General features: G+C 68.2%; 23 protein-coding genes and 1 riboswitch. Of the genes, 7 read left to right on the top strand and 16 right to left on the bottom strand.

Translation table 11 applies throughout. The annotated features are described in order from the left end of the window. Positions 1-107: 107 nt before the first annotated feature. Both serA and HMH01_RS07310 read right to left on the bottom strand, forming a co-directional pair. Positions 108-1,700, bottom strand: coding sequence for a phosphoglycerate dehydrogenase (gene serA, locus HMH01_RS07315; RefSeq protein ID WP_171323842.1), 1,593 nt, complete (start codon positions 1,698-1,700; stop codon positions 108-110). A gap of 79 nt (positions 1,701-1,779) precedes the next feature. Beyond that, positions 1,780-2,979, bottom strand: a complete 1,200-nt coding sequence (locus HMH01_RS07310; RefSeq protein ID WP_171323840.1) for a phosphoserine transaminase — start codon at positions 2,977-2,979, stop codon at positions 1,780-1,782. A 236-nt stretch (positions 2,980-3,215) separates the two neighbouring features. Between HMH01_RS07310 and HMH01_RS07305 the strand changes: the two genes are divergently transcribed. After that, positions 3,216-4,124, top strand: coding sequence for a DMT family transporter (locus HMH01_RS07305; RefSeq protein WP_171323838.1), 909 nt, complete (start codon positions 3,216-3,218; stop codon positions 4,122-4,124). Here HMH01_RS07305 and HMH01_RS07300 read toward each other — a convergent pair. The 11 genes from HMH01_RS07300 to metZ all read right to left on the bottom strand — a co-directional run bounded on the left by HMH01_RS07300 (position 4,121) and on the right by metZ (position 17,902). Beyond that, on the bottom strand, positions 4,121-4,903 hold the full coding sequence (locus HMH01_RS07300) for a sulfotransferase (protein WP_171323836.1): 783 nt from the start codon (positions 4,901-4,903) through the stop codon (positions 4,121-4,123). The genes HMH01_RS07305 and HMH01_RS07300 overlap by 4 nt on opposite strands. 8 nt (positions 4,904-4,911) lie before the next feature. After that, a complete protein-coding gene (gene glmM / locus HMH01_RS07295) occupies positions 4,912-6,252 on the bottom strand; it encodes a phosphoglucosamine mutase (protein WP_171323834.1) in 1,341 nt (446 codons plus the stop codon). 84 nt (positions 6,253-6,336) lie between these two features. Beyond that, complete coding sequence (locus HMH01_RS07290) at positions 6,337-7,143, bottom strand: cell wall hydrolase (protein ID WP_343035176.1); 807 nt, start codon at positions 7,141-7,143, stop codon at positions 6,337-6,339. 395 nt (positions 7,144-7,538) lie between these two features. After that, positions 7,539-10,142 (bottom strand): pyruvate, phosphate dikinase, encoded by a 2,604-nt coding sequence (gene ppdK, locus HMH01_RS07285; protein WP_171323832.1) that lies wholly within the window; start codon positions 10,140-10,142, stop codon positions 7,539-7,541. 62 nt (positions 10,143-10,204) lie between these two features. Beyond that, positions 10,205-12,373, bottom strand: coding sequence for a glycine--tRNA ligase subunit beta (gene glyS, locus HMH01_RS07280; RefSeq protein WP_171323830.1), 2,169 nt, complete (start codon positions 12,371-12,373; stop codon positions 10,205-10,207). A 7-nt stretch (positions 12,374-12,380) separates the two neighbouring features. Continuing rightward, the gene (locus HMH01_RS07275; RefSeq protein ID WP_171323828.1) at positions 12,381-12,971 is read right to left on the bottom strand and encodes a cysteine hydrolase family protein; all 591 of its coding nucleotides are present in this window, start codon (positions 12,969-12,971) and stop codon (positions 12,381-12,383) included. A 7-nt stretch (positions 12,972-12,978) separates the two neighbouring features. Further along, positions 12,979-13,419, bottom strand: a complete 441-nt coding sequence (locus HMH01_RS07270; protein ID WP_171323826.1) for a DUF6446 family protein — start codon at positions 13,417-13,419, stop codon at positions 12,979-12,981. After that, a complete protein-coding gene (locus tag HMH01_RS07265; protein WP_171323824.1) occupies positions 13,416-14,345 on the bottom strand; it encodes a glycine--tRNA ligase subunit alpha in 930 nt (309 codons plus the stop codon). Before HMH01_RS07265 ends, HMH01_RS07270 begins: the two co-directional genes overlap by 4 nt. Before the next feature lie 80 nt (positions 14,346-14,425). Next, the gene (locus HMH01_RS07260; protein ID WP_171323822.1) at positions 14,426-15,874 is read right to left on the bottom strand and encodes a TrkH family potassium uptake protein; all 1,449 of its coding nucleotides are present in this window, start codon (positions 15,872-15,874) and stop codon (positions 14,426-14,428) included. A 69-nt stretch (positions 15,875-15,943) separates the two neighbouring features. After that, positions 15,944-16,579, bottom strand: coding sequence for a GTP cyclohydrolase I FolE (gene folE / locus HMH01_RS07255; protein ID WP_171323820.1), 636 nt, complete (start codon positions 16,577-16,579; stop codon positions 15,944-15,946). 129 nt (positions 16,580-16,708) lie between these two features. Next, positions 16,709-17,902 (bottom strand): O-succinylhomoserine sulfhydrylase, encoded by a 1,194-nt coding sequence (gene metZ / locus HMH01_RS07250; RefSeq protein ID WP_171323818.1) that lies wholly within the window; start codon positions 17,900-17,902, stop codon positions 16,709-16,711. 71 nt (positions 17,903-17,973) lie between these two features. Continuing rightward, positions 17,974-18,052, bottom strand: a riboswitch (SAM riboswitch). Positions 18,053-18,156: 104 nt separating this feature from the next. Between metZ and HMH01_RS07245 the strand changes: the two genes are divergently transcribed. Together HMH01_RS07245 and HMH01_RS07240 are read left to right on the top strand one after the other, a co-directional pair. Continuing rightward, entirely contained in the window at positions 18,157-19,146 is a 990-nt protein-coding gene (locus tag HMH01_RS07245) for an alpha/beta hydrolase (protein ID WP_171323817.1), read from the top strand. 63 nt (positions 19,147-19,209) lie between these two features. After that, positions 19,210-19,929, top strand: coding sequence for a glutathione S-transferase N-terminal domain-containing protein (locus HMH01_RS07240; RefSeq protein ID WP_171323815.1), 720 nt, complete (start codon positions 19,210-19,212; stop codon positions 19,927-19,929). Positions 19,930-19,984: 55 nt separating this feature from the next. Here HMH01_RS07240 and mbfA read toward each other — a convergent pair whose 3' ends face one another. Both mbfA and HMH01_RS07230 read right to left on the bottom strand, forming a co-directional pair. Beyond that, entirely contained in the window at positions 19,985-20,968 is a 984-nt protein-coding gene (gene mbfA, locus HMH01_RS07235; RefSeq protein ID WP_171323813.1) for an iron exporter MbfA, read from the bottom strand. A gap of 61 nt (positions 20,969-21,029) precedes the next feature. Next, positions 21,030-21,758: a GNAT family N-acetyltransferase gene (locus HMH01_RS07230; RefSeq protein ID WP_171323811.1), complete on the bottom strand. Its 729-nt coding sequence runs from the start codon at positions 21,756-21,758 to the stop codon at positions 21,030-21,032. 116 nt (positions 21,759-21,874) lie between these two features. Between HMH01_RS07230 and msrB the strand changes: the two genes are divergently transcribed. After that, entirely contained in the window at positions 21,875-22,273 is a 399-nt protein-coding gene (msrB, locus tag HMH01_RS07225) for a peptide-methionine (R)-S-oxide reductase MsrB (RefSeq protein WP_171323809.1), read from the top strand. Positions 22,274-22,283: 10 nt separating this feature from the next. Here the strand turns inward: msrB and HMH01_RS07220 are convergent, their stop codons facing one another. Next, complete coding sequence (locus HMH01_RS07220) at positions 22,284-22,730, bottom strand: outer membrane protein assembly factor BamE (protein WP_171323807.1); 447 nt, start codon at positions 22,728-22,730, stop codon at positions 22,284-22,286. Between the two features lie 95 nt (positions 22,731-22,825). Here HMH01_RS07220 and HMH01_RS07215 point away from each other — a divergent pair, with 95 nt between their 5' ends. The 3 genes from HMH01_RS07215 (at position 22,826) to plsX (ending at position 24,893) form a co-directional block, all read left to right on the top strand. Beyond that, the gene (locus HMH01_RS07215) at positions 22,826-23,422 is read left to right on the top strand and encodes a YceD family protein (protein ID WP_171323805.1); all 597 of its coding nucleotides are present in this window, start codon (positions 22,826-22,828) and stop codon (positions 23,420-23,422) included. 151 nt (positions 23,423-23,573) lie between these two features. Next, entirely contained in the window at positions 23,574-23,780 is a 207-nt protein-coding gene (rpmF, locus tag HMH01_RS07210; RefSeq protein ID WP_171323803.1) for a 50S ribosomal protein L32, read from the top strand. 24 nt (positions 23,781-23,804) lie between these two features. After that, a complete protein-coding gene (plsX, locus tag HMH01_RS07205) occupies positions 23,805-24,893 on the top strand; it encodes a phosphate acyltransferase PlsX (RefSeq protein WP_425483583.1) in 1,089 nt (362 codons plus the stop codon). Position 24,894 lies beyond the last annotated feature (1 nt).

The raw sequence follows: 24,894 nt of genomic DNA, 5'->3' as shown, positions 1-24,894 counted from the left end.
GCGGCGCGACACGGCGGCCGGATGCGCGCAGGGCCCCCGGCTTTGGCGGGGGCCCTGCTGAAGGGTCTTGCGCGCGGGCCGGGGCCCGCGCGCGCCGCTTGATCGGATCAGAAGTTGAGCGCCTTGGCCTGGCGCACCTGCGGAAGCGACTCGATCCGCTTCAGCGCGGCGGCGTCCACCTTCTCGTCCACGCCCAGAAGCGCGATCGCCTCGTCACCCTTGGCCGACCGGCCCAGCGCGAAGGTGGCGATGTTGATGCCCAGTTCGCCCAGCGTGGTGCCGAGCGCGCCGATATAGCCCGGCGTGTCGGTGTTGGTGGTGTAGAGCATGAACGGGGTGGGTTCCGCCTCGAGGTTGATGCCCTTGATCTGGATGAAGCGCGGCTTGCCGTCGGAGTAGATGGTGCCGGCGACCGAGCGGCTCTGCTTTTCGGTCGTGACCACGAGGCGCACATAGGAGCCGAAGGCGCCCTGCGCGTCCTTGCGCGTCTCGGCGATCCTGATGCCCCGCTCGCGCGCGACCAGCGGTGCCGAGACCATGTTGACGCCGCCCTCGCCCACCAGCGGGATCAGCAGGCACGCGGTCAGCGCCGAGGTCAGCGGCTTGAGGTTCAGCTCGCCCACATGGCCGACATACTCGATCTCGATCGACTGGATCGGGTTCTCGGTGACCTGGCCGGCAAAGCCGCCCAGCTTTTCGCAGAGCTCGATCCAGGGCTTGAGCAGCGGGGCTTCCTCGGCCGTGACCGATGGCGCGTTGATCGCGTTCGAGATGGCGCCGCGCATCAGGTAGTCGGACATCTGCTCGGCGACCTGGAGCGCCACGTTCTCCTGCGCCTCGGTGGTGGAGGCGCCGAGATGCGGCGTGCAGACCACGTTGTCGAGCCCGAAGAGCGGGTTTTCCGTCGCCGGTTCCACGTCGAACACGTCGAAGGCGGCCCCGGCGAGATGGCCCGACTTCAGCGCCTCGGCCACTGCCGCCTCGTCCACCAGGCCGCCGCGGGCGCAGTTGACCAGGCGCGCGCCCTTCTTCATCTTCGCGATGCGTTCGGCCGACAGGATGTTGGCGGTCTTTTCGGTCTTGGGCAGGTGCAGGGTCACGAAATCGGCGCGCGCCAGCAGCTCGTCCAGATCGTCGAGCTTTTCGACGCCCAGTTCCTGCGCGCGGTCATGGCTGAGGAACGGATCGAAGGCCACGACCTTCATCTTCAGGCCCAGCGCGCGCGAGGCCACGACCGAGCCGATATTGCCGCAGCCGATCAGGCCCAGCGTCTTGCCGGTGATCTCGGAACCCATGAAGCGCGACTTTTCCCACTTGCCGGCCTGGGTGGAGGCGTCGGCGGCGGGGATCTGGCGGGCGACGGCGAACATCATCGCGATGGCATGCTCGGCGGTGGTGATCGAGTTGCCGAAGGGGGTGTTCATCACCACGATGCCCTTGGCGCTTGCGGCCGGGATGTCGACGTTGTCCACCCCGATCCCGGCGCGGCCGATCACCTTGAGGTTGCCGGCATTCTCCAGCAGGTCGGCGGTGACCTTGGTGGCGGAGCGGATGGCGAGACCGTCGTAATTGCCGATGATCTCCTTCAGCTTCGCGGGGTCCTTGCCCAGGTCGGGCTGGAAATCGACCTCGACGCCGTTGTCCTTGAAGATCTGGATCGCGGCCTTGGAGAGCTTGTCGGAAATGAGAACCTTTGCCATGGGATGGCGTCCTTCCGTGTGTATGGGATGGGGCGCCCGGCCAGGGGGGCCGGGGCGCGCGCAGATCATGGGGTGCGGTTCAGAGTGCCGCTTTCGCTTCCGCGAAGGCCCAGTCGAGCCAGGGGGTCAGCGCCTCGATGTCGGCCGTCTCGACCGTGGCGCCGCACCAGATGCGCAGGCCCGGAGGCGCGTCGCGGTAGCCGCCGATGTCAAGGGCGGCCGACTCGGCCTCGAGGAGCTTGACCATCTTCTTGGTGAACGCCGTCTGCGCGTCGGCATCGAGCGCGGCGATGGCCGGATCGACGATCCTGAGGCAGACGGAGGTGTTCGAGCGCAGCGCGGGATCGGCGACCAGGTTCTCGACCCAGGGGGTGCGGTCCATCCAGGCCTGAAGCGCGGCCGCATTGGCGTTGGCGCGCGCGATCGCTGCGTCCAGCCCGCCGATGCCCTCGACCCAGTCGAGCGCGTCCACCAGGTCGGCCACCGCCCACATCGAGGGGGTGTTGATCGTCTCGCCCTTGAAGATGCCCTCGATCAGCTTGCCGCCCTTGGTCATGCGGAAGATCTTGGGCAGCGGCCGGGCGGGGGTATGGGTTTCGAGCCGCTCCACCGCGCGGGGGCTGAGGATCAGGACGCCATGCGCGCCCTCGCCGCCCAGCACCTTCTGCCAGGAGAAGGTGAGCACATCGACCTTGGCCCAGTCCACCGGCTGCGCGAAGACGGCGGAAGTGGCATCGACCAGCGTCAGGCCCTGGCGGTCGGCGGGGATCCAGTCGAAATCCGGGATCCGCGCGCCGGAGGTGGTGCCGTTCTGGGTGAAGCAGATATCGGCCTCGGGGCGGATGGCGGAAAGGTCGGGCAGCTGGCCGTATTCGGCGGTCAGCACCCGGCAATCGTCCAGCTTCAGCTGCTTCGTGGCATCGGTCGCCCAGCCGGCGCCGAAGCTTTCCCAGACCAGCATGTCGACGGGGCGCGGGCCCAGCATGGACCACATCGCCATCTCGTAGGCGCCGGTGTCCGAGGCGGGCACGATGCCGAGGCGGTAGCCTTCGGGCAGGCCCAGCAGGGCGGCCATGCGGTCGATGGCGTCCTTCAGCTGCGCCTTGGGGCCGGCGGCGCGGTGCGAGCGGCCGAGCCACGCCTTGGCGGCGACGGCTTCCGGCGACCAGCCGGGGCGCTTCGGACAGGGGCCCGAAGAGAATTCGGGGCGCGCAGGACGGATTTCGGGTTTCGCGTTTGCCGCGGCAGGCGACGCCTGCTGCGTTTCGGGGAGGCTCATGGACGGCTCCGTCGTCAGGGTGAAATTCCTGAGCCCGCCCCCGCTCACCCATAACCCGGGACCGGACCCGCAGTCCGCTTACTCCGTTCGACCGGCGCTCCGCAACCGGGAAAATGCATCGCCCCCATGACGACATCGCCGGCCCGGGGCAGCGGGGTTTCCGATCCGAAACGAGGCCCCTTTCCCCGGCCGGGCCGCTTGTCTATGGGAAGCGGGCAACGACGAAGGCCGCGACCATGCAGACCCCACCGCTTTCCACCTGGCTACTTCTGCTGCTGCTCGGGATGATCTGGGGCGGGTCGTTTCCCGCCAACGCGCTGGCGCTGGAGGGCTTTGGCCCGTTCACCATCGCGGCGCTGCGAATCGCCATCGGCGCGGCGGCCGTCATGCTTCTTGCGCGGGTGATGGGGGTGGGCCTGCCCTCGCGGCAGACGGCGACGGGGCGGCGGATCTGGCTGCACGCGCTGGGGCTGGCGCTGTTCGCGAATGCGGTGCCCTTCACGCTTCTGGGCTGGGGCCAGCAGCATGTGACCAGCGGCTTCGCCGGGATCACCATGGCGGGCGTGCCGCTGCTGGTGCTGCCGCTTGCGCATTTCCTGGTGCCCGGAGAGCGGCTGAGCCTGCGCAAGACGGCGGGGTTCGCGCTGGGCTTCGGGGGCGTCGTGCTGCTGATCGGACCGGCCGCGCTGAGCGCGGGCGGCGCGGATGCGCTGCCGCGGCTGGCCTGCATCGGGGCCGCGGCCTGCTATGCCTGCGGGTCCATCGTCACGCGCCGCGCGCCGGCCGGGCCGATGCTGTCGTTTTCCGCGGCGGCGCTTCTGCTCGCGGCGACGGTGATGATCCCCACGGCCCTGACGATCGAGGGGGTGCCGGATGCGCCCGGGCTGCGCGCAGCCCTTGCCGCGGTCTATCTGGGGCTGCTGCCCACCGCGGTCGCGACGCTGATCCTGGTGCATGTCATCCAGACCGCGGGCCCCAGTTTCCTGAGCCTGGTGAACTACCAGGTGCCGCTGTGGGCGGTGCTGATGGGCTTTCTTTTCCTGGACGAGCAGGTCCCCGCCGAGGCGCTGGGCGCGCTGGGGCTGATCCTTGCCGGGCTGGTCCTGGCGCAGGGGGGCCGGCGCGGGCGCCGGGCCGCGGTCTAGGCGAGGAAATCGCGCGAGACGAGACCGCCCTTGCCGCGCAGCAACAGCCCCAGCCGGAAAGAGGCCCAGTTCTCCACCTTGCGCGCGGGGCTTCGGGCGCGGTCCTGCCTGATCCCCTGCGCTGCAACCTCGGCCGTTCCCAGGTCGATGCCCCAGCGCGCGGCCAGCGCCGTCAGCGCGGCAGAGGGGTCGTCGCCCGCGAACGCATCCTCGTAGCGCATCGTGCACCAGTCGAGCCCGCGCGCGACAAGCGCATCGCGCAGGTCCTCGTGATAGCCGCGCACCTTGCGGTGCCAGGCCGCATAGTGGCGCGCGCCGAGGCGCACCTTCATGGACGTGGTATCCACCCCGCCCCAGCTGTCCGCTTGCCGCGCCTTCATGAGCGAGATGTAGCAATCGATGGGGCGACGCAGCAGGAACACGCAGCGCGCGCCCTGGGCGGCCAGCGCGTCGACCAGCGGGACGGTGTCCATCTGCCCCTCGAAGCACTTGAACACCGTGACCTGCCGCCCCCGCGCCTCGGTGAAGGCGCGGATCGCGGAAAGGGTCGCAGCGGGATCGGACCGACGCAGGTCGGACAGGGGCCGCGTATCGCCACCCCCCGGCCCAAGCCGTTCCCGCAGGAACGCGGTCAGGCCCTCCTGCCGCTCGGACGTGAGCACGGGCTTGGGATTGAAGATCTCGCCATAGGCCATCACCCGGGAATGCGCCGCCATCGCCTGCATCACCTGGGACGAGCCCGTGCGCTTCGTCCCGAGAAAGGCGATCATGGCCGACATCGGTATGCTCAGCCTGCGCGCGCGATCTCGGCGGCGATGCCGGTGACGATCTCGTGCAGCAGCGCGGGATCCTCGGCCTCGCCCATCACGCGCACCAGCGGCTCGGTCCCGGACTTGCGGATCAGAAGCCGCCCCGCGCCGTCCAGCCGCGCCTCTGCCCTGGCGATGGCCGCCTTGACGGCGGCCGTCTCGAGCGGCGCGCTGCCGGGAGCGTAGCGGACATTCTCCAGCAGTTGCGGCACCGGCTCGAAGCTGCGCACCAGCGCGCTGGCAGGCTTGCCGCTGTCGATCATCGCCGAGAGGAACTGTAGTGCGGCGATCAGCCCGTCGCCGGTGGTGGCGTAGTCCGTCATCACCACATGGCCCGACTGCTCGCCGCCCAGGTTGTAGCCGCCCGCGCGCATCGCCTCGACCACATAGCGGTCGCCCACCGCCGTCCGCTCCAGCCGCAGCCCGCGCGCGGCAAGGAAGCGTTCCAGCCCCAGGTTCGACATCACGGTCGCAACCAGCGTGCCCTTTTCCAGCCGCCCCTGCCGCGACCAGAGATCGGCGATCAGCGCCATCAGCTGGTCGCCGTCGCAGACCTGCCCGCGCTCGTCGAGGATCATCACCCGGTCCGCATCGCCATCCAGCGCGATGCCCAGGTCGGCGCCATGCGCCACCACTGCCTCGGCGGCGGCCCGGGTGTCGGTCGAGCCGCAGCCGCGGTTGATGTTGAACCCGTTGGGAGAGACACCGACCGGGATCACGTCGGCGCCCAGTTCCCACAACACCTCGGGCGCGGTGCGGTAGGCGGCGCCATTGGCGCAATCGACGACGATCTTCAGCCCCGACAGCGACTGGCTGCGCGGGATGGTGGTCTTGGCGAACTCGACATAGCGGGCGCGGTCGCCCTCGATCCGGCTGGCGCGACCGATGCCGTCGGACGGGGCCAGCTGCGGCGCCTGCTCCAGCAGCGCCTCGATCGCCTCTTCGGCGGCGTCCGACAGCTTGTAGCCGTCAGGCCCGAAGAACTTGATGCCGTTGTCCTGGTAGGGATTGTGCGAGGCCGAGATCATCACGCCCAGGTCGGCCCGCATGGACCGGGTCAGCATCCCCACCGCCGGCGTGGGCACCGGCCCCAGCAGCAGCACGTTCGCGCCCACGCTGGTCAACCCGGCGGTCAGCGCGTTCTCGAGCATGTAGCCCGAACGCCGCGTGTCCTTGCCGATCACCACCCTCTGCTGATGCTCGCCATGGGCGAAGTAGCGCCCCACCGCCGCGCCAAGACGCAGCGCCATCTCGGCCGTCATCGGATAGGTGTTGGCGGTGCCCCGCACCCCGTCGGTGCCGAAAAACCTGCGCGCCATGCCTTGTCTCCCGCCTCGATGCCCTGCCCTGCCCCGCGCATAGCACGAAGCGGGTATCGCTCAACAGCCCCGGCGCACGCGGCTTCAGTTGCGGGCGGATTGCGTCGCGGGGCGGTAGAAGACGTGGCTGCCGATCTGGGCCGTCCTGGTCAGCCGCCGCGACCAGGAGGGGCGCACGGCCGTCGTGTGGTAATGCGTGGCGCCGTCGGTCAGCACCCGGTCGCGCCCGTCGAGCATGAGACGCGCGACCTTGCCCACCGTCTCGTAGGCGCCCTGCTCGTGCACCGTCTCGGGATGGCCATCGCAGCGGAAGGAGAACTGGCAGGCGTGGCGGCGCTGCTCGCCCTGCGCGATGACGCCGCACACGGTGTCGGGGTAGCGGCGGTTGTCGACCCGGTTCAGGATCACCTCGGCCACCGCGATCTGGCCTTGCAGGTCCTCGCCGCGCGCCTCGAAATAGAGCGCCTCGGTCAGGCAGGCCCATTCCTCGCCGCCGCTGGCGGGCGACATTCCGGCCAGCGCCGCGTCGTCCAGCGCCTCCGGCAGCCGCAGCCCCGAGCCGAGGCGCAGGCGCTGCCCCTCTCCCGCCTGGCGCATGGCATTGGCATCCATCATGTTCAGCCGTCGCGACAGCGCGGGCCCGGCGTCGCCAAGACCCAGGACCGGGCGCAGCTTTGGCAGGTCGCGCGGGGCGTGGGGCGCCGTATCGCTCAGGGTCTGTCCGGCCATGGCGGCCGGGTCCACATTCGCGCGGATGTCGCGTTCCTGTTCGCCGACAACGCGGATCTGGTCGGCCACATGCAGCGCCGTCTCGGGCTCCACCAGCTCGACGCGGTGCGCGCTGACCGGGATCAGCGCCGTTCCAAGCATCGCTCCGATCACGCCGCTCACGACGATAGCGGGCCGGCGGATTCCCACCCGGCCAATCCTGTCGAACCTCATACTTTCCCCCATGCCACCAGTGCGGAGGGTACTCACGACCCCAGGAACCCACCCCTGCGCCGAGGGGCCAGAGGCGGGCGCCTGCATATGCGGTAGATTCGGAACGCGAGTCGAGAACAATATCCCTGGTTGAGACGTCGCGCCGCAGGTGCGAAAGATCGAACGAACGATGATTACTGACAGAACTCAATGTCTTTTGGGACATTGCTTAAAGCAACTGTATTGCAACGCAACATCATGCGCCGGATCTGAGCCTTGCGCCCGAAACCCTTGTCACCCGGTGGGAAATGCGAATCGCTCTGGCCCGGGCGCAGCCCGGACGGACATGCGCGGGCGCAGCCCGCTCAGCGCGCGGAATTGCGGGTGAGGATGGTCGCCTGGGCCGCCGCAAGCCGCGCGATCGGCACCCGGAAGGGCGAACAGGAAACGTAGTCGAAGCCCGCCACCTTGCAGAAGCGGATCGATTCCGGGTCGCCCCCATGTTCGCCGCACAGGCCAAGCGTCACGTCGGGCCGCGTCGCGCGGCCGCGTTTCGCGGCGATCAGCAGAAGCTCCCCCACCCCCTCGATATCGAGCGAGTGGAACGGATCCTCGGGGAAGACACCCTTCTGGACGTAGTCGCGCATGAAGCGCCCGGCATCGTCACGGCTGAGGCCATAGGTCATCTGCGTCAGGTCGTTGGTCCCGAAGCTCAGGAAATGCGACGAGCGCGCCAGATCGCCCGCGCGCAGCGCGCCGCGCGGCGTCTCGACCATCACGCCGATATGGTATTCGAGCGATCCGCCCCGCTCGGCCATCACCGCCCCCGCGACCGCCTCGACCCGCGCCTTCACGAGTTCCGCCTCGCGGTTGGCGCTGACCAGCGGAATCATGATTTCCGGGATCACCTGCGCACCCGTCCGGCTGCCTGCGTCATAGGCTGCCTCGAAGATCGCGCGCGCCTGCATGTCATAGATCTCGGGCATGGTGATGCCCAGTCGCACGCCCCGCTTGCCCAGCATCGGGTTGAACTCGCGCAGGTCATCGGCGCGGGCGATGACGCGGGCAAGCGGCAGGCCGGTGGCGGCGGCAAGTGCCGCCATCTCTTCCTCGGAATGGGGCAGGAATTCGTGCAGCGGCGGATCGAGCAGGCGGATCGTGACCGGCAGGCCCTGCATCGTCTCGAACAGGGCGGCGAAGTCGGCGCGCTGCATTGGCAGCAGCCGGTCGAGCGCGGCAATGCGCTCCTCGACGGTCTCGGCCATGATCATCTCGCGCATCACGGTGATGCGGTCGCCCTCGAAGAACATGTGCTCGGTGCGGCAAAGACCGATGCCGTCCACCTTGAAGCGTCGGGCCATGGCGGCGTCCGCGGGCGTGTCGGCATTGGCGCGCACGCCGAGTTCGCGGATCTCGTCGGCCCAGTCCATCAGCCGCCCGAAGGCTGGCGAGGGCACCGCCGGCACCATCGCGGGTGCGCCCGCCAGCGCCTCGCCGCTGGTGCCGTCGACGGTGATGCGCTGGCCCTGCCGGAACACGCGCCCGTCGCGGGCGCGCAGCTCGCCTGCCTTCAGGCTCAGTTGCAGGTCCGAGGCGCCCACCACGCAAGGAAGGCCCAGGCCTCGGGCGATCACCGCCGCGTGGCTGGTCATGCCGCCGCGCACCGTCAGCACCGCGACGGCCGCGTGCATGCCGCGGATGTCCTCGGGGCTGGTTTCCACCCGCACGAGGATCGCGGGCTCTCCCTGTGCGTGAAGCGCCATCGCCGCCTCGGGCGAGAAGCAGATGGTGCCGGTGGCAGCACCTGGACTTGCCGGCAGGCCGGTGCCGAAGATGTCACGCCGCGCGCTGGGGTCCACCTGGGGATGCAGCGTCTCGATCAGCGAGCGGGGTTCGATGCGCAGGATCGCCGTCTCGCGGCCGATGACGCCGCACTCGACCAAGTCGACGGCGATCTGCACGGCGGCGCGCGAGGAGCGGCGCACCGGTTCGGCGTCCAGAATGAAGAGCCGCCCGCATTCCACGGTGAACTGCATCTCGTAGGTGTCGCCGAATCCCCTGGTCAGGGTCTGCGCGCCATCGACCAGCGCCGCGAAGGCGGCGGGCTCAAGCGTCTCCAGCGCGGGCAGGGTCTGGCCCGCCTCGGCGCGTTCGGCCTCGGTGATCATGTGGGGCGTGCGCACACCGCGCCCGGCATCGCCGCCCTGCGCATCGGGCAGGTAGCGCCCGGTGGGCGCCGCGTCCCCGGTCGAGCTGTCCACCGGCTGGAAACTGCCCGCGCCCGAGCGGCTGTCGCCCAGCCCGAACACCATCGACTGCACGATCAGCGCCAGCCCCGCATGGGGCGGTGCGCCGTTCGCCTCGCGCAGGATGCGGGCGGTGGGGGCGTTCCATTCGCGCGCCATGGCGCGCAGCGCCCCCTCGATCTGGGCGTCGCGGGACTGCGGGAAAGGCGCGCCCGTCTCATCCTCGTAAAGCGCCTTCGAGGCGGCGACGATCGCCTCCAGATCGCGCTCGCCCAGCCGCGAGGCGAATTTCATCTGGTCATAGAGCAGGTTGTCGAAATCCTCGGGGTCCATCCCCTCGACCCGCACCGCGTAGGATCGGATGGCGCGGCGATATGCTTCCAGCGCGCCGCGCGCGCCGATCTTGTCGATCAGGGCGGGCAGCGTCGCGTCGCTCAGGCCAACGTTCAGGATCGACTGCGGCCCGCCCCAGCGCCGGTTCCCGGCCGAAGCGCGCAGCGCGAGGATCGGGCCGATCGGATCGGGGATGCAGGGAATGGGGCCGCCTTCGGCGATGGAGGCAACGGTGGCGAAATCGAGAACCACACCCGGCGGCAGCGGCAGGCCCAGCGCCGCCATCCGGCCCATCCGGTCTGCCCGCGCGCCGTAACGATCGCCGTGTCCGCCCGCCTTGGCAAGCGAGAGCGGCGCCTCGATCTGGGTCTCTGTCAGCCGGTCATCCATGTGCAGTGCAGCATAACCGGGATTCTGCTGTTTGTAAGTGTCTATTTCGGTTTACACCGAGATTATCCCTCCAGCGCCGAGAACAGCGCGACGCGGTTCATCACCGCGCGGATGCGGTTCAGCAGGCAAAGGCGGTTGCGGCGGACGATCTGGTTGTCGGCATTGACCATGACGCCCTCGAAAAACGCGTCGATCGGGGCGCGGAGCGCGGCCATCGCGGCCATGGCGACGGCGAAATCCTCGGCCCCGAGCGCCGGCACGATGGCCGCCTCGGCCCGGTCGAGGGCGGCGAAGAGCGCCTTTTCCTCGGCGGTCTCGGCGAATTTCACGTCCGGGTCGAGCGAGTATTCGATGCCGTCCTTCTTTTCCTCGGCGGTGAGGATGTTGTTCGCCCGCTTGTAGCCCGCCAGCAGGTTGGCGCCGTCCTCGGTCTCGAGGAAAGCCTGGAGCGCGCGGACACGCGCCACCAGCAGGACAAGGTCGTCCTGCTGTCCAAGGGACAGGCAGGCGTCGATCACGTCATGCCGCAGCCCCTCGGCGCGGAGATGGACCTTGAGGCGGTCGAAGAAGAAGGAGAGGAGGTCCTGACGCTCTGCCACCGAACTCATTGGCGGAATAACGACATGGCCGTCAGCACCTGATAGTCTCGCGAGCTCGGCATGTTCTTTCTCTAGCTCTTCACGTGGCTTAGCAATCTTGCGATGACGTTTAAGCCCAGAAGTAAAAATAGGATTCAGTGAGGTCCTAAAGCCGTTCTCCAGCAGGATCCGGATCACCCCCAGCGCGGCGCGGCGCAGGGCGTAGGGGTCGCCCGAGCCTGTGGGCTTCTCGTCGATGGCCCAGAAGCCGGTCAGCGTGTCGATCTTGTCGGCAAGCGCCACGGCGACCGATACGGGATGGGTCGGGACCGCATCCGACGGCCCAAGCGGCTGGTAATGCTGGGCGCAGGCCTCTGGCACGCCGTCGTCATGGCCCGCGGCGCGGGCGTAGTAGGTGCCCATCACCCCCTGCAACTCGGGGAACTCATAGACCATTTCCGAGGCGAGGTCGGCCTTGGCGACCCGCGCCGCTTCCTCGGCCAGGTCGGGTTTCGCGCCTACCAGGGGGGCTATCTCGCGGGCCAGCGCGGCGATGCGCGCGATCCGTTCGGCCTGCGATCCCAGCTTGTTGTGGAAGGTGACGTTGGCAAGCGGTTCCGCCAGGCCGGTCATGCCGACGGCGCGGACCTTGCGCAGGTCGTTTTCCCAGAAGAACTTGGCGTCGGACAGGCGTGCGGCCAGCACCTTGCCGTTGCCCTTGAGGATGGTGGCGCCATGATCCGCCGTCTCGCGGTTGGCGACGGTGACGTATTTCTCGATCCGCCCCGTCTTCGGGTTCCTGACGGAAAAGAACTTCTGATGCTCGCGCATCGAGGTTTGCAGCACCTCGGGCGGCAGGTCGAGGAAGTCGTCCCCGATGTCGCCCATCAGCACCACGGGCCATTCCACCAGCCCCGCCACCTCGGCCAGAAGGCCGCGATCCTCGACCAGTTCAAGACCTTGCGCGAAGGCAAGCTGCTCGGCGTCGTGCCAGATCTTCTCGGCCCGGGTGGCGGGGTCTAGGATCACATGCGCGCGGGCAAGGCCAAGCTCGTAGCTTTCGAAGCCGGTGACAGTGAAGCGACCCGGCGCCATGAAGCGGTGGCCCTCGGTGGTGTCGCCGGCGGCGATGCCGTCCACGTCGAAGGGGACGACCTGCGCGCCGGCCTCGTCCGTCAGGATGCACAGGATCGACTGGAGCGGACGCACCCAGCGCAAGCTGCCCGCGCCCCAGCGCATGGATTTCGGCCAGGGGAAGCTGCGGATCACGTCCGGCACCAGTTCGGCCAGGATCTCGGCGGCGCTCCGACCCGGCTTGACGATTGTGGCGAAATAGACCGCGCCCTTCTTGTCCTCGCGCACTTCCAGATCGTCCCTCGCAAGCCCGGTCGCGCGCAGGAACCCCTCGATCGCCTTTTCGGGCGCGTCGGTGCGCGGACCCTTGCGTTCCTCGCGGAGCGTGGCGGATTGCGCGGTCAGCCCCTCGATCGCGAGGGTCAGGCGGCGCGGGGTCGAGAAGGCGGCGGCATGGGCATAGGTCAGCCCCGCCTCGACCAGCCCGTCGGTGACGCGCTTCTTCAGATCCACGGAGGCGCGCGTCTGCATGCGCGCGGGGATTTCCTCGGAGAAGAGTTCAAGCAGGAGATCGGGCATCAGAGCCTCATTCGGGAATGTCGTCGGCGCGGCAGGTCACCGCGAAACGGTCGGCCAGGGCGGCAAGCGCCGCGCGCTGCACCTCGGCTGCGGAAAGCGTGCCGCCCATCGGGTCGGGCAGGTCGCGGGTGGCGGTCGCATCCCACGCCACCACGCAGGCGCGGCCATGGTCGAGCGCGGACCGCGCGGTGGAGGACACGCACATATGCGTCATGAAGCCGCCAAGGATCAGCGTCCGGTCCGGATGCGCGGCGAGCGTTTCGGCCAGCGTGGTGCCGGCAAAGGCGTTGGGCAGGCTCTTGTCGATCACCGGCTCGCCTTCCATGGGCGCGACGCTTTCGTGGATCTGCCCGCGAGCGGCGTCCAGGTCGAAGGCGCCGCCGGGCCGGCCCCGGTGGCGGACATGGATCACGGGGATGCCGGCCGCCCGCGCACGCGCCAGAAGTTGCGACGCCACGGCCGCCGCCTCGTCCACGCCGGCAAGCGCGAGGGGGCCGTCGAAATACTCGTTCTGCACGTCGATCAGCACCAGCAGGCTGTCCGAGAGGGCCGCAGGCTTCGGATCGGCGCCGGCAAGTTGAAGGAGGGTCCTGGCCATGATGTGCTTACTCCGCGAAACGGGCGTTGAGCTGCCGCCATTCGTAGGCGCGGCCATCGGGATAGACCGCCACCAGCCGGTCGATGCCGTCCACTTCCTCGACCGCCGCCATGTAGGCGGTGGCCCGGCCCGCGGCGATATCCTCGGTCAGGGCGCCCGCATCGAAGCAGTCGAACCAGAAGGGCGGGTTCAGCGGCTGGGGATCCTCGGCCGGGGGCAGCCCGTCGAAGGCGGCGGGATCGACGGTGAAGCAGCCACGCCGCTTCAGCCCCGAGGACTCGGCGTCGATGCCCACATAGCCCTCGACCGGGATCACGCGATCCGCGACGGGCAGTTCCGTCAGCCCCTCGACCCGGTCGTAGAAGGCGTAGTTCTGGGCATAGAACAGCCCCGCGCCGAAGAGCACGGTGAAGCCCAGGAACCCGATGACGAGGCTGCGGCCCTTCATGCGGCGGCGCCCCCGGCCTCGGTCTCGAGGAAGGCGTCGGCGCAGGATTTCGCCAGCGCCCGGACCCGCCCGATATAGGCCTGCCGTTCGGTCACGGAAATGACGCCCCGCGCATCGAGCAGGTTGAACAGGTGGCTTGCCTTGATCGCCTGGTCATAGGCGGGATGGGCCATGACGATGCGCTTGCCGGTCTTGGGGTCGTCCTGCGGCCGGGCCAGGATGCGGCGGCACTCGGCCTCGGCATCCTCGAAATGGCGCAGCAGCGTTTCGGTGTCGGCCACGTCGAAATTCCAGCGGCTGTATTCCGCCTCGGTCTGGCGGAACACGTCGCCGTAAGTCAGCGCAAAGGCGTTCTGCGGATCGTTGAAGGGCATGTCCATGACATGGTCGATGCCCAGCACATACATCGCCAGACGTTCCAGCCCGTAGGTCAGCTCGCCCGAGACCGGCTTGCAGTCATGCCCGCCCACCTGCTGGAAATAGGTGAACTGGCTGACCTCCATGCCGTCGCACCAGACCTCCCAGCCCAGCCCCCAGGCGCCCAGCGTGGGGCTTTCCCAGTCATCCTCGACGAAGCGGATGTCGTGATAGGCGAAATCTATGCCGATGGCCTCGAGGCTGCCGAGATACAGCTCCTGAAGGTTCGGCGGCGAGGGCTTCATCAGCACCTGGTACTGGTAGTAGTGCTGCAGGCGGTTGGGGTTCTCGCCATAGCGCCCGTCGGTCGGGCGGCGCGAGGGCTGGACATAGGCCGCGGCCCAGGTCCGGGGGCCAAGCGCGCGCAGCGTGGTCGCCGGATGAAAGGTGCCCGCCCCCACTTCCATGTCATAGGGTTGCAGGATCGCACAGCCCTGCGCCGCCCAGTAATTCTGCAGGCGCAGGATGATCTCCTGGAAGCTGCGGGGGGCGGTGGTCTGACTGGACATGCTCTGCCTCGCGGTTGATCCTCGCGCGCCTGTCTAGGCAGGGCCGCGTCCGGGGTCAATGCGGCGTCTGGCCGGACGCCTCAGCGACGCCAGAAGGACAGGGTGAAGATGACGAAGAAGGCCATCAGCTCCAGCCGCCCGATCAGCATCGCAACGACCAGCACCCATTTCACCTGATCCGACAGCGGCGCGAAGTTGCCCGCAGGCCCGATGATGGGCCCGAGGCCGGGGCCGATATTGGCAAGCGCGGTGGCTGCGCCCGAGATCGCCGTGACCGGATCGAGCCCCATCAGCGTAAGGATGACCGAGAACACCGCGAGCGATACGAAGAACAGGTAGAAGAAGGCCATCACCGAATTCATCGTGTCGTCATCGACCACCCGCCCCTGGTAGCGGGGCGAGAACATGCCATGCGGGTTGTTGATCCGCCGGATCTGGGTCCGGATGGTCGCGAACAGCAGCTGGTAGCGGAAGATCTTGATCGAACAGCAGGTTGAGCCCGAGCAGCCCCCCACAAGCCCCACCACGAAGATCAGCGCCATCGGGAAGGCGCCCCAGAGCTGGTAGTCGATCGAGGCGTATCCGGTGCCGGTCATGATCGAGGCCGCGTTGAACAGCGCCTCGCGGAAGGCTTCCTCGGTCGGGCGGTCGAGGATCACAAGCTGCCAGACGACCAGTGCGGCGATGACAGCGCCGAGCACGCCGAAGAAGGCATGAACCTGGCTGTCGCGCAGAAGCGGCTGCGCCGTCCCGGCCACAAGCTGCATGTAGCGCACGAAGGGCAGGCTGGCGAGCACCATGAAAAACGACGCAACATATTCCGGCCCGCCCTTGAACGCGCCGAAGGACGCATCGACATTCGCCATGCCGCCGGTGGCCAGCGTCGTCATGGAATGCACCAGCGCATCGAAGCCGCCCATCCCGGTCAGGCTGTATCCCAGCGCGCAGGCGACCGTGAGCACGACATAGATGATCGAGATGCGGCTTGCGATCTCTCCGGCGCGGGGCAGAAGCTTGCCCATGGTGTCGAACGCCTCGGAGCGGAAGATCTGCATGCCGCCCACCCGCAGCGCCGGCAGGAAGGCCATGGCCACGACGACGATCCCGACGCCGCCCAGCCACTGCATCAGCCCCCGCCACAGAAGCGTGCCGCGGGGCATCTGGTCGAGCCCCGAGAACACGGTGGAGCCGGTGGTGGTGAAGGCGGAGACCGCTTCGAAATAGGCGTCCGTGATGCTGGCGCCCGGGGCACCCAGGATGAAGGGCAGCGCGCCGAAGATCGGCAGCACCACCCAGGCGCCGGTGGTCAGAAGAAAGATCTGCTGGATCGTCAGCTTCGGCCGCGGCACCTGGTTGCAGCTGAGCACCATCGCGCCGCCGACCAGGAAGGTGACCGCGGCGCTGGACAGGAAGGTGCCCGCCTCGCCCGTGCCGGAGACCAGCTCGGCGGCCAAAGGCAGCATCATGGCCGCGCCGAGGGCGGCGACCAGCCATCCGATGACGAAGCCGACGGGTCTGAAATCGATCATGCGCCACGCTTGGCCGCAGGCCGGGGGCAAGTCAAGCCGGACCCCGCCTGCGATGCCTCGCGTTCGGGATCACACCCCGCGGTTGGTCGGATTCCCGATGATCGACAGGAACTCGCGCCGGGTCTCCGGCTCGCGGAAGGCGCCCAGCATGGTGGATGTCACCATCGAGACGCCCGGCTTGTGCACGCCGCGGGTGGACATGCAGTGATGCTCGCCCTCCAGCACCACGGCCACGCCCTTGGGCTTGAGCACGTCGTTCAGCGTGTTGGCGATCTGCGCGTTCATCTTTTCCTGCACCTGGAGGCGCTTGGCGAAGGCGTCGACCACGCGGGCAAGCTTGGAGATGCCCACCACCCGGTCGGTGGGAATATAGGCGACATGGGCCCTGCCGATGATCGGCGCCATGTGATGCTCGCAGTAGCTTTCGTAGCGGATGTCGCGCAGCACGACCATCTCGTCGTAGCCCTCGACTTCCTCGAAGGTCCGCTGGAGCATCGCCTCGGGATCCTCGTCATAGCCGCGGAACCATTCCTCGTAGGCGCGCACGACGCGGCCCGGCGTGTCCAGAAGCCCCTCGCGTTCGGGGTTGTCGCCCGCCCAGCGCAGCAGGGTACGGACGGCAGCCTCTGCCTCGTTCCGGGTTGGCTTGCGCGGCGTGGTGGCATCGTCGCGCTCTGTGTTGATCTTGGGGTCGTGAATATTCATCGACTGCGCCCTTCGGTTTCCGTCGTCAGGCGCGACAAGATGGGGCGGAGTTTCGAATTTCAAACCCCCACGACACCGCCCGGGCGCGGCAAGCTGTCCGCCAGCCCACCGCGTCCTTGCGGGCAGGCCTCAGGCCTGCTCGAGCGCGGCCAGGATATCCTCTTGCAGGTCGGCCACATCCTCGAGCCCGACAGACAGCCGGATCAGACCCGGAGTGATGCCGAGATGCGCCTTTGCCTCGTCGGACAGGCGCTGATGCGTCGTCGTCGCGGGATGGGTCGCGATGGATTTGGAATCGCCCAGATTGTTCGAGATCAGGACCACCCGAAGTGCGTTCAGGAACCGGAACGCCGACTCCTTGCCGCCGGCCACATCGAAGGCGATGACGGTGCCGCCGGCTTCCATCTGGCGCTGCGCCAGCGCGTGCTGGGGATGGCTGGGCAGGCCCGGGTAGAGCACGCGGGCGATGCTTGAATGGCCTTCCAGCGCCTCGGCGAGCGCCTGCGCGCTGGCGGCCTGCGCACGGCAGCGCAGGTCCATCGTCTCCAGCCCCTTCAGCATCACCCAGGCGTTGAAGGGCGACAGCGCCCCCCCGGTGTGCTTGAGATAGGTTTCCAGCGTGCCGCGCACGAAATCGCGCTTGCCCAGCACCACGCCGCCCAGGCAACGGCCCTGCCCGTCGATATGCTTGGTGGCCGAATAGATCACCACGTCGGCGCCCAGATCCAGGCTTCGCTGGAAGATCGGGGTCGCGAACACGTTGTCCACCACGACCTGCGCACCCTGCCTGTGCGCGATGGCCGCGACACCGGCGATATCCACCAGCTCCAGCGTCGGGTTCGACAGGCTTTCAAGGAAGACGAGTTTCGTGTCGGGCCGCACCGCCGCTTCCCACTGGCTCAGGTCGGCGCCGTCCACGAAAGTCACCTCGACCCCGAAACGCGGCAGCAGCGACTCGACGATATAGAGGCACGAGCCGAACAGCGCCTTCGCCGAGACGATGTGATCGCCCGACTTCAATTGCGAAAAGAGCGCGCCGTTCACCGCCGCCATGCCGCTTGCGGTGGCAAAGGCGGCCTCCGCCCCCTCGAGCGCGGCGATGCGGTCCTCGAACATCGCGACGGTCGGGTTGCCGTAGCGGGCATAGATGAACTCGTCCGGGCCACTTTCGATGAAGCGCGCCTCGGCCGCCTCGGCGTCGGGATAGACGAAGCCCTGGGTCAGGAAGATCGCCTCCGACATCTCGCCATACTGGCTGCGGCGCACCCCGCCATGCACCAGCGTCGTCCGGGGTCTGAGGGTCTTCGAGGGTCTGTCTGCCATCTGGTCCACCCGCTGGAACGCGGTCTCCTTGCAAGCGAAAGCCCCGAGCGGGGGCAAGCGATCGGGGCCATGTGCAGCGGACCACGACCTCTTTAGCGGCTTCTTTAACGTGGCCCGCAATCCGGTGCACAAATCGCCACGGCCCGTTCGGTAATCCAAGCCGGCCCGGGCGTCAATCCGAGGGGGCGACGCGGTTTCACGGAAACGATTGACGGATTTCACATCCCCGTAATGCAAATGCGCGAGACTGGCGCATGTCGCAACCGGGGGGCCACCCGATGTCCGTGCTGCACCTGTCGTTGATCCGGGGCCGGGTACTTCCGCATTTCGCGCCCGACCTGCCCTTCGAGATGGCGCTCGCCGCGGCGCTCGAACGATTGCCGGAACGCGCACCGATCGTGATCCTGGTGCATGGCTATCGCTACTGCCCGTCGCGACGCGAGACCGATCCGCATGCCTGCCTGTTCAGCACCGACCCCGCCAGCCAGACACCGCGAGTGCTGCGCTGGCCCGGCGCGCTGGGCTTTTCGCGGCGCGGGCTTGAAGACGGGCTCTGCATCGGCTTCGGCTGGCCCGCGGGCGCCCAGCCCGTCACCGGTGCCCTGCCCCGCGGCTTCGCCCGCGCCTATGACACCGCCGCAGAGGCAGGGGCCGCGCTTGCCGCCATCATCACCGCGATCGAGGCGCTGGCGCCCGGGCGCAGCGTGGACCTGATGGCCCATTCGCTGGGCGCGCGCGTGGCGCTCAACGCGATCGCCGCGCTCGACCGGCCGGGGATCGGCCAGGTGATCCTGCTCGACGGGGCCGAGTATCGGCAGCGGGCGCTGACGCTGATGACTGGCGCGGCCGCCGGCGCGGCGCAGATCTTCAACGTCAGCACGCCGGAGAATGCGCTGTTCGACCTGCTGCTGACGGGCTTCGGCCCCCTGCCGGGCGCGCGTCCGCTGTCGGCCGGGCTTTCGGCCGACCTGCCCTTCGCCTTCGACCTGCGGCTGGGAGAGCCGGTGCTGCGCCCCGCACTCGCGCGGCGCGGCATCGCCATCGGTCCGGCGACGCGCCCCGTCTGCCACTGGAGCGTGTATTCCAGGCCCGGCGCGATGGCGCTCTACCGGGCGATCCTGCGCGACCGCGCGCGCTGGTCGGTGGCGCGGCTTCGGGCCGAGACGGCGGCAGATCGGGCCGGCACGCACCCGGACCGGCCGGACCGCCCGCAGGGCTGGCAACGGCCTGTTGCGCAGACGTGACCTTGCCATCAGGGCATCCATGCCCAGCTAGTGCCCCGGAACCGAAACAACGGAGGTACGCGAATGACCGGCAAGATCGAGCTTTACTACTGGCCCACGCCGAACGGCTGGAAGGTGTCCATCGCGCTTGAGGAAATGGGCCTCCCCTATACGGTGAAGCCAGTGAACATCGGCCGGGGCGAGCAGTTCGAGCCGGATTTCCTGACCATCGCCCCGAACAACCGGATGCCCGCGATCATCGACCCCGACGGCCCTGACGGGGCGCCCATCTCGATCTTCGAGAGCGGCGCGATCCTGCAATACCTCGCCCGCAAGACCGGGCAGTTCGGTGGCACGGGCGAACGCGCGCGGGTCGAGGTGGAACAGTGGCTCATGTGGCAGATGGGCGGTGTGGGGCCGATGGCGGGCCAGGCGCATCACTTCCTGAAATACGCCCCCTCGATGGAGCCGCCGCAGGATCTGCCCTATGCCAAGCAGCGCTACCGCAACGAGGTGGCCCGGCTTTACGGCGTGCTCGACAAGCGGCTTGCCGACCGCGACTACGTTGCGGGCGAGTATTCCATCGCCGACATGGCGATCTGGCCCTGGGCGCAGGGCTGGGAGGCGCAGCAGCAGGACATCGAGCGTTTCCCCAACATGAAGGCCTGGCTGGCGCGCGTGGGCGAGCGGCCGGCGGTCAGGGCCGGCAAGGCCCTGCGCGAGGATCTGCGCTCTGACGCGACCAAGGACCGGGAGGCGCAGAAGATCATGTTCGGCTTCCGCGATCCGCTGGCGGCCGAATAACCCCTGCCGCGTGACGGAAAAGGCCCGCGCGGTTCCCCCCTGCGCGGGCCTTTGCTCAGGCGTTGCCGATCAGGATGCCCGCCGCCAGCACCAGCGAGCCACCCAGCACCACCTGAAGCGCCGCCCGCAGCCAGGGCGTTTCCATGTAGCGGTTCTGGATCCAGGTGATCGCCCAGAGTTCCACGAAGACGACGATCACGGCGATGATCGTTGCGGTCCAGAAATCCGGGATCAGGTAGGGCAGCGCATGCCCCAGCCCGCCGACCGTGGTCATTGTGCCGGTGGCGAAGCCCCGCTTGATGGGCGAGCCGCGCCCCGAGATCACGCCATCGTCGCTGGCGGCTTCGGTGAAGCCCATCGAGATGCCCGCACCGACCGAGGCCGACAGACCGACGAGAAAGGTCTGCCAGGTGTCCCCGGTCGCGAACGCGGCGGCGAAGATCGGCGCCAGCGTCGATACCGAGCCGTCCATCAGACCGGCAAGCCCCGGCTGGACATAGGTCAGCACGAAGCTGCGATGCTCGCTTTCCGCCTCGCTTTCGCGGACATCCTCGGGAACGTGCTTCTTCTCGAGCGCCTGTGCGGTCGCGATATGCCCGGCCTCGGCCGAGGCCAGGTCGCCCAGCAGCCTGCGGGTGTCCGCATCGCTCGCGCGGGCGGCGGCCGCGCGGTAGAAGCGGGCTGCCTGCTCTTCCATCTGCTCGGCCATGGCGCGGGTCTTTTCCAGCCCCAGGGGGCGGACCAGCCAGTCCGGCTTGCGTTCGTAATAGCCGCGCACATGCTCGCGCCGGATCAGCGGGATCACGTCGCCGAATCGGCTCTGGTGCAGCTCGATCAGGCGGCGGCGATGCTCGTCCTCCTCGGCCGCCATCTCGTCGAACATGCGGGCGGATGCGGCATAGTCCTCGCGCAGCCCGTCGGCGTAGGCGCGGTAGATGCGGGCGTCATCCTCTTCCGAGGAAATGGCCAGCGCGAGGATCTCCTGTTCCGACAGGCTGTCGAAGGACCGGCGCCCGGTCCGGAGCACGCGTTGAAGCATTCTTGTTCCCTCTCGTTTCGGGAACAGGATATTAGAATGATTCCAAGTTTGGCAAGATGCCTCAGGTGGCCCGCAGCAACCGCTTGCGCGCACTCGGGATCGCCGCGATCTCGAGCCCGGTGAAGACGTGCATCGTGCCCAGGTCGTTGTCCACGACGGCATGGTCGGACACCCAGCCGCCCATCACCAGATAGGTCCGCAGAAGCGGCGGCATCGCCTTTTGCGCAAGCTTGAGATTGGGCGCGCCAAGGCCCAGCCGGCTGGCAAAGCGGAACACGCGCGGCGCCTTGACCCGGGGCAGCCAGCGTTTCGGGGCAAGGTGTCGGTCGGCCAGCAGCGCAAAGGCGTCCATGTGCTTGTCCGCCTCGGTGCCCTGGAAGCTGGAACAGCCGAACAGCAGTTCCACCCCTTCGCTGTCGACATATTCGGTCATCGCGCCCCAGGCGACGCGCAGCACATCGGGGTCGCGCAGACCGGGCCGGATGCAGAAGCGCCCCATCTCGACCATGCGCCCCGAATAGTCGCGCAGCGACTCGAGCCCGTAGAACTGCGCCGCGTAGGAGGCGCCGATCTCGGTTCCGTCACGGAAGGGCAGCAGGCGGAAGCAGCAGACGAGATCCCCGCCATCCGCCTCTTCAACCAGGACATGCAGGCACAGCTCGTCGAAGGGGTCCGCATCAAGCCCCTCACCCCCGCGAAAGCAGAGATGGCGAAGCCGCTGCGCCGCTGTCAGGTCTTCTGGCGTGTCGGCGAAGCGGGCCACATAGCGGCCGCGTCGGAATCCAGCCATTGCAAGCCTCTCTGCGCGGTTTAAATGCCTTATGTCAGACGAACATGAGCCATTTATGACCGAAGTGGCGGATGCGCCGCAAAAGGTTTCTGGCAATATCAGCGAAAGGGAACGAAATGGCCGACAAGGTCGTGAAATCCGACGCGGAATGGCGCGCACAACTCTCCGACCTCGCCTACAAGGTGACCCGCCAGCATGGCACCGAGCGTGCGTTCACGAACGACAACTTCCCCAAGAAGCCGGGCACATTCGCCTGCGTCTGCTGCGGTGCGCCGCTGTTCGACGCGGCCACGAAGTTCGACAGCGGCACCGGTTGGCCGAGCTTTTTCCAGCCGGTCGAGCCCGACGCCGTCGAAGAGCGCGAGGACCGGTCGTGGTTCATGCGCCGCACGGAAGTACTCTGTGCCCGATGCGACGCCCATCTGGGCCATGTGTTTCCCGACGGCCCGGCGCCGACCGGCCTGCGCTACTGCATGAACGGCGTGGCCCTGACCTTCCACCCCGAGGACGAGTGACGCAGCGGCGTCAGTTCGCCACGAAGGAGCTTGCGTCGAAGTTCAGCAGGCTGCCGAAGATCCGTGCCAGCGCGCCTGCCCGCTCCTCGCCGGTTGGCGTGACGCGGGGCGACAGGTTCACGACGCGCCCGTCCTCCAGGCCGTAGGTCTGCACCTCCTCGACCACGCCGCTGTCGGTGAAGGACACCACCACCACCTTGCGGTCGGTCACTTCGGGCGGGTTGTAGGTGAACTGCTCGATCGTGGTCTGGACATAGTACCACTCGCGGTTGCCCAGCAGGCTGGTACTGGAAGGCCGGCCCACCGACTGGGCGACCGTCTCGATCGTGTCGGTCCCGGGCGTGATCTCGGCCAGGTCGGCGTCCGACGGCACATAGCCATGAACCGTCACGATCGGAGAGCAGGCCGCCAGCACGAGCGTGAAGCCGCAGAGGATCGCCCTTGCACGTCTTTTCATGTAGATGACCCACTCCCGCTCGGCCCGGTGTCGCAGCTTGTCCCGTAGCCCGACCCATCGTTAAATTCAAGCTGTCAGCCCAAAGGGAGGTCATCATGGCACGCCAAACCGAACCCGGACACGACCCGCAGGACAGTCCGGAGGCCACGCATTCCTTTCGGCGCAAGCTTCGCCTGTCGGGGCTGAACCGGGCGCGCGTCCACGCCGTGGACGAGACGGCCACCGTCGAGGAACAGGCCTCGGTCGCGGAGTTTCTCGGCCTGCAGGGGCTGCGAAAGCTGCGCATTGCGGGGGCGCTCTCGCCTACCGGGGCGGATGGCTGGCGATTCGAGGGGCAGCTGGGCGCGACGGCCACCCAGTCCTGCGTGGTGACGCTGCAACCGGTGCGCACCCGCGTCGATGTCGAGTTGCGGCGCATCTATCTGCCGGATATCGACCTGGCCCGGACCAGCACCGAGGTCGAGATGGACCCCGACGCCGACGAGGTGGAGCCGCTGCCCGATACGCTGGACCTGGGCGCGCTGGCGGTAGAAGAACTGGCGCTGGCCCTTCCCGCCTATCCCCGCGCCGAGGATGCACCCGAACTGGCGCTCGAGGCGCGGCCGCGCGGCGCCGCCCCGATAGAACCCGCGCCGCGCCCCTTCGCGGCGCTGGAGGCGCTGAAGGCAAAGCTGGAACGCGACGAGGACTGAGGCGCCGGATTTCCGCTTGCAGCCGCCCGCGATCCTTGTATTTTCCGCGCTTCCTTACGCAGGGGGTGATTGCAGCGGGTGACAAGCGTCGCTTGGGCTGCTACACCCCGCCAAAACGCGGGCCTGTGCCCCCAGAACCGAGGTTGAACAGATGGCTGTTCCTAAGAGTAAAGTCACGCGGTCCCGCCGCGGTATGCGCCGTTCGCACGACTCGCTGGTCGCGGGCAATCCGAACGAGTGCGCGAACTGTGGCGAGATGAAGCGCCCGCACCATGTGTGCCCGGCCTGCGGCCACTACGATTCGCGCGAAGTCGTCGCGATGGTGGACGAAGTCGAGCTGGACGAAGACGCCGCATAAGGCCGCTTTCCGGCAAGTCGGATGATGAAAACCCAAAGCGGCACGGATCGATCAACGATCATCTCGATCGACGCATTGGGGGGCGAGCGAGGCCTTTCCGCCGTCGTCGGTGGAATGCTCAAGTCCGCGCACAAGAACAGCGATATCCGGTTCATCGTGCATGGGCCGGCGCCGGAATTGTCGCGGCTGGTCAACAAGCACCCGACCCTGCGTGAGCGGACCGAGATCCGGCACGTCGAAAAGACCGTGTCGATGGACGAGAAGCCCTCGCATGTCATGCGGCATGGCAAGGGCACGAGCATGTGGAACGCGCTCGAGTCCGTCGAGAAAGGCGAGGCATCGGTGGCCGTTTCCTGTGGCAATACCGGCGCGCTGATGGCCCTGTCGATGTTGCGGCTGCGCATGGCGCCCGGCGTGATCCGCCCCGCCATCGCCGTGCTCTGGCCGTCGCGCAACCCGGCCGGGCACAATGTCGTGCTCGACGTCGGCGCCGATATCCGGGCAGATGCGCGCGACCTGCTGAACTACGCGATCATGGGCGCGTCCTATGCCCGCAACGGGCTGGCGCTGAAGCGTCCGCGCGTCGGTCTGCTGAATGTCGGCACCGAGGAGCACAAGGGCCGCGCCGAACTGAAGGAAGCCGCCCAGCTGATCGAGCAGGCGGCGCCTGCGGGCGATTTCGAGTATGTGGGCTTCGTCGAAGGCTCGGACATCTCGGGCCGCCGGGCCGATGTCATCGTGACCGACGGGTTTTCGGGCAACATCGCGCTCAAGACCGCCGAAGGCACGGCAAGCCTGATCCGCGACCTGCTGAACGAGGCGTTCCGCCACACCATCTTCAGCCGGATCGGCGCGCTCTTCGCGCTGACCTCGCTGCGGCGCCTGTCCAAGCGGATCGACCCGCGACGGGTGAATGGCGGCGTCTTCCTCGGGCTGAACGGGACGGTGGTGAAATCCCACGGCAGCGCCGATGCGACGGGCATTTCGGCGGCGATAAAGCTGGCCTTCCGGCTGGAGCAGAACGGATTTTCGGAAAAGCTGGCCGCCCGCGTTGCGTCTGGCGCGCCCCGGGTCCACACTGGCGACAACGACAAAGAACAAGAGGCCTCCTGAG

This window comes from Halovulum dunhuangense, from assembly GCF_013093415.1.
Taxonomy (GTDB): Bacteria; Pseudomonadota; Alphaproteobacteria; order Rhodobacterales; family Rhodobacteraceae; genus Halovulum; species Halovulum dunhuangense.
The sequence above is the reverse complement of the archived record's forward strand: the minus strand, read 5'-3'. Positions and strand labels throughout refer to the sequence as shown.

What these genes read in the sequence shown, in the direction of transcription:
- serA (WP_171323842.1), bottom strand. Translation starts at nt 1,700, where the DNA reads ATGGCAAAGGTTCTCATTTCCGACAAGCTCTCCAAGGCCGCGATCCAG.
- HMH01_RS07310 (WP_171323840.1), bottom strand. Translation starts at nt 2,979, where the DNA reads ATGAGCCTCCCCGAAACGCAGCAGGCGTCGCCTGCCGCGGCAAACGCG.
- HMH01_RS07305 (WP_171323838.1), top strand. Translation starts at nt 3,216, where the DNA reads ATGCAGACCCCACCGCTTTCCACCTGGCTACTTCTGCTGCTGCTCGGG.
- HMH01_RS07300 (WP_171323836.1), bottom strand. Translation starts at nt 4,903, where the DNA reads ATGTCGGCCATGATCGCCTTTCTCGGGACGAAGCGCACGGGCTCGTCC.
- glmM (WP_171323834.1), bottom strand. Translation starts at nt 6,252, where the DNA reads ATGGCGCGCAGGTTTTTCGGCACCGACGGGGTGCGGGGCACCGCCAAC.
- ppdK (WP_171323832.1), bottom strand. Translation starts at nt 10,142, where the DNA reads ATGGATGACCGGCTGACAGAGACCCAGATCGAGGCGCCGCTCTCGCTT.
- glyS (WP_171323830.1), bottom strand. Translation starts at nt 12,373, where the DNA reads ATGCCCGATCTCCTGCTTGAACTCTTCTCCGAGGAAATCCCCGCGCGC.
- HMH01_RS07275 (WP_171323828.1), bottom strand. Translation starts at nt 12,971, where the DNA reads ATGGCCAGGACCCTCCTTCAACTTGCCGGCGCCGATCCGAAGCCTGCG.
- HMH01_RS07270 (WP_171323826.1), bottom strand. Translation starts at nt 13,419, where the DNA reads ATGAAGGGCCGCAGCCTCGTCATCGGGTTCCTGGGCTTCACCGTGCTC.
- HMH01_RS07265 (WP_171323824.1), bottom strand. Translation starts at nt 14,345, where the DNA reads ATGTCCAGTCAGACCACCGCCCCCCGCAGCTTCCAGGAGATCATCCTG.
- HMH01_RS07260 (WP_171323822.1), bottom strand. Translation starts at nt 15,874, where the DNA reads ATGATCGATTTCAGACCCGTCGGCTTCGTCATCGGATGGCTGGTCGCC.
- folE (WP_171323820.1), bottom strand. Translation starts at nt 16,579, where the DNA reads ATGAATATTCACGACCCCAAGATCAACACAGAGCGCGACGATGCCACC.
- metZ (WP_171323818.1), bottom strand. Translation starts at nt 17,902, where the DNA reads ATGGCAGACAGACCCTCGAAGACCCTCAGACCCCGGACGACGCTGGTG.
- HMH01_RS07245 (WP_171323817.1), top strand. Translation starts at nt 18,157, where the DNA reads ATGTCGCAACCGGGGGGCCACCCGATGTCCGTGCTGCACCTGTCGTTG.
- HMH01_RS07240 (WP_171323815.1), top strand. Translation starts at nt 19,210, where the DNA reads ATGACCGGCAAGATCGAGCTTTACTACTGGCCCACGCCGAACGGCTGG.
- mbfA (WP_171323813.1), bottom strand. Translation starts at nt 20,968, where the DNA reads ATGCTTCAACGCGTGCTCCGGACCGGGCGCCGGTCCTTCGACAGCCTG.
- HMH01_RS07230 (WP_171323811.1), bottom strand. Translation starts at nt 21,758, where the DNA reads ATGGCTGGATTCCGACGCGGCCGCTATGTGGCCCGCTTCGCCGACACG.
- msrB (WP_171323809.1), top strand. Translation starts at nt 21,875, where the DNA reads ATGGCCGACAAGGTCGTGAAATCCGACGCGGAATGGCGCGCACAACTC.
- HMH01_RS07220 (WP_171323807.1), bottom strand. Translation starts at nt 22,730, where the DNA reads ATGAAAAGACGTGCAAGGGCGATCCTCTGCGGCTTCACGCTCGTGCTG.
- HMH01_RS07215 (WP_171323805.1), top strand. Translation starts at nt 22,826, where the DNA reads ATGGCACGCCAAACCGAACCCGGACACGACCCGCAGGACAGTCCGGAG.
- rpmF (WP_171323803.1), top strand. Translation starts at nt 23,574, where the DNA reads ATGGCTGTTCCTAAGAGTAAAGTCACGCGGTCCCGCCGCGGTATGCGC.
- plsX (WP_425483583.1), top strand. Translation starts at nt 23,805, where the DNA reads ATGAAAACCCAAAGCGGCACGGATCGATCAACGATCATCTCGATCGAC.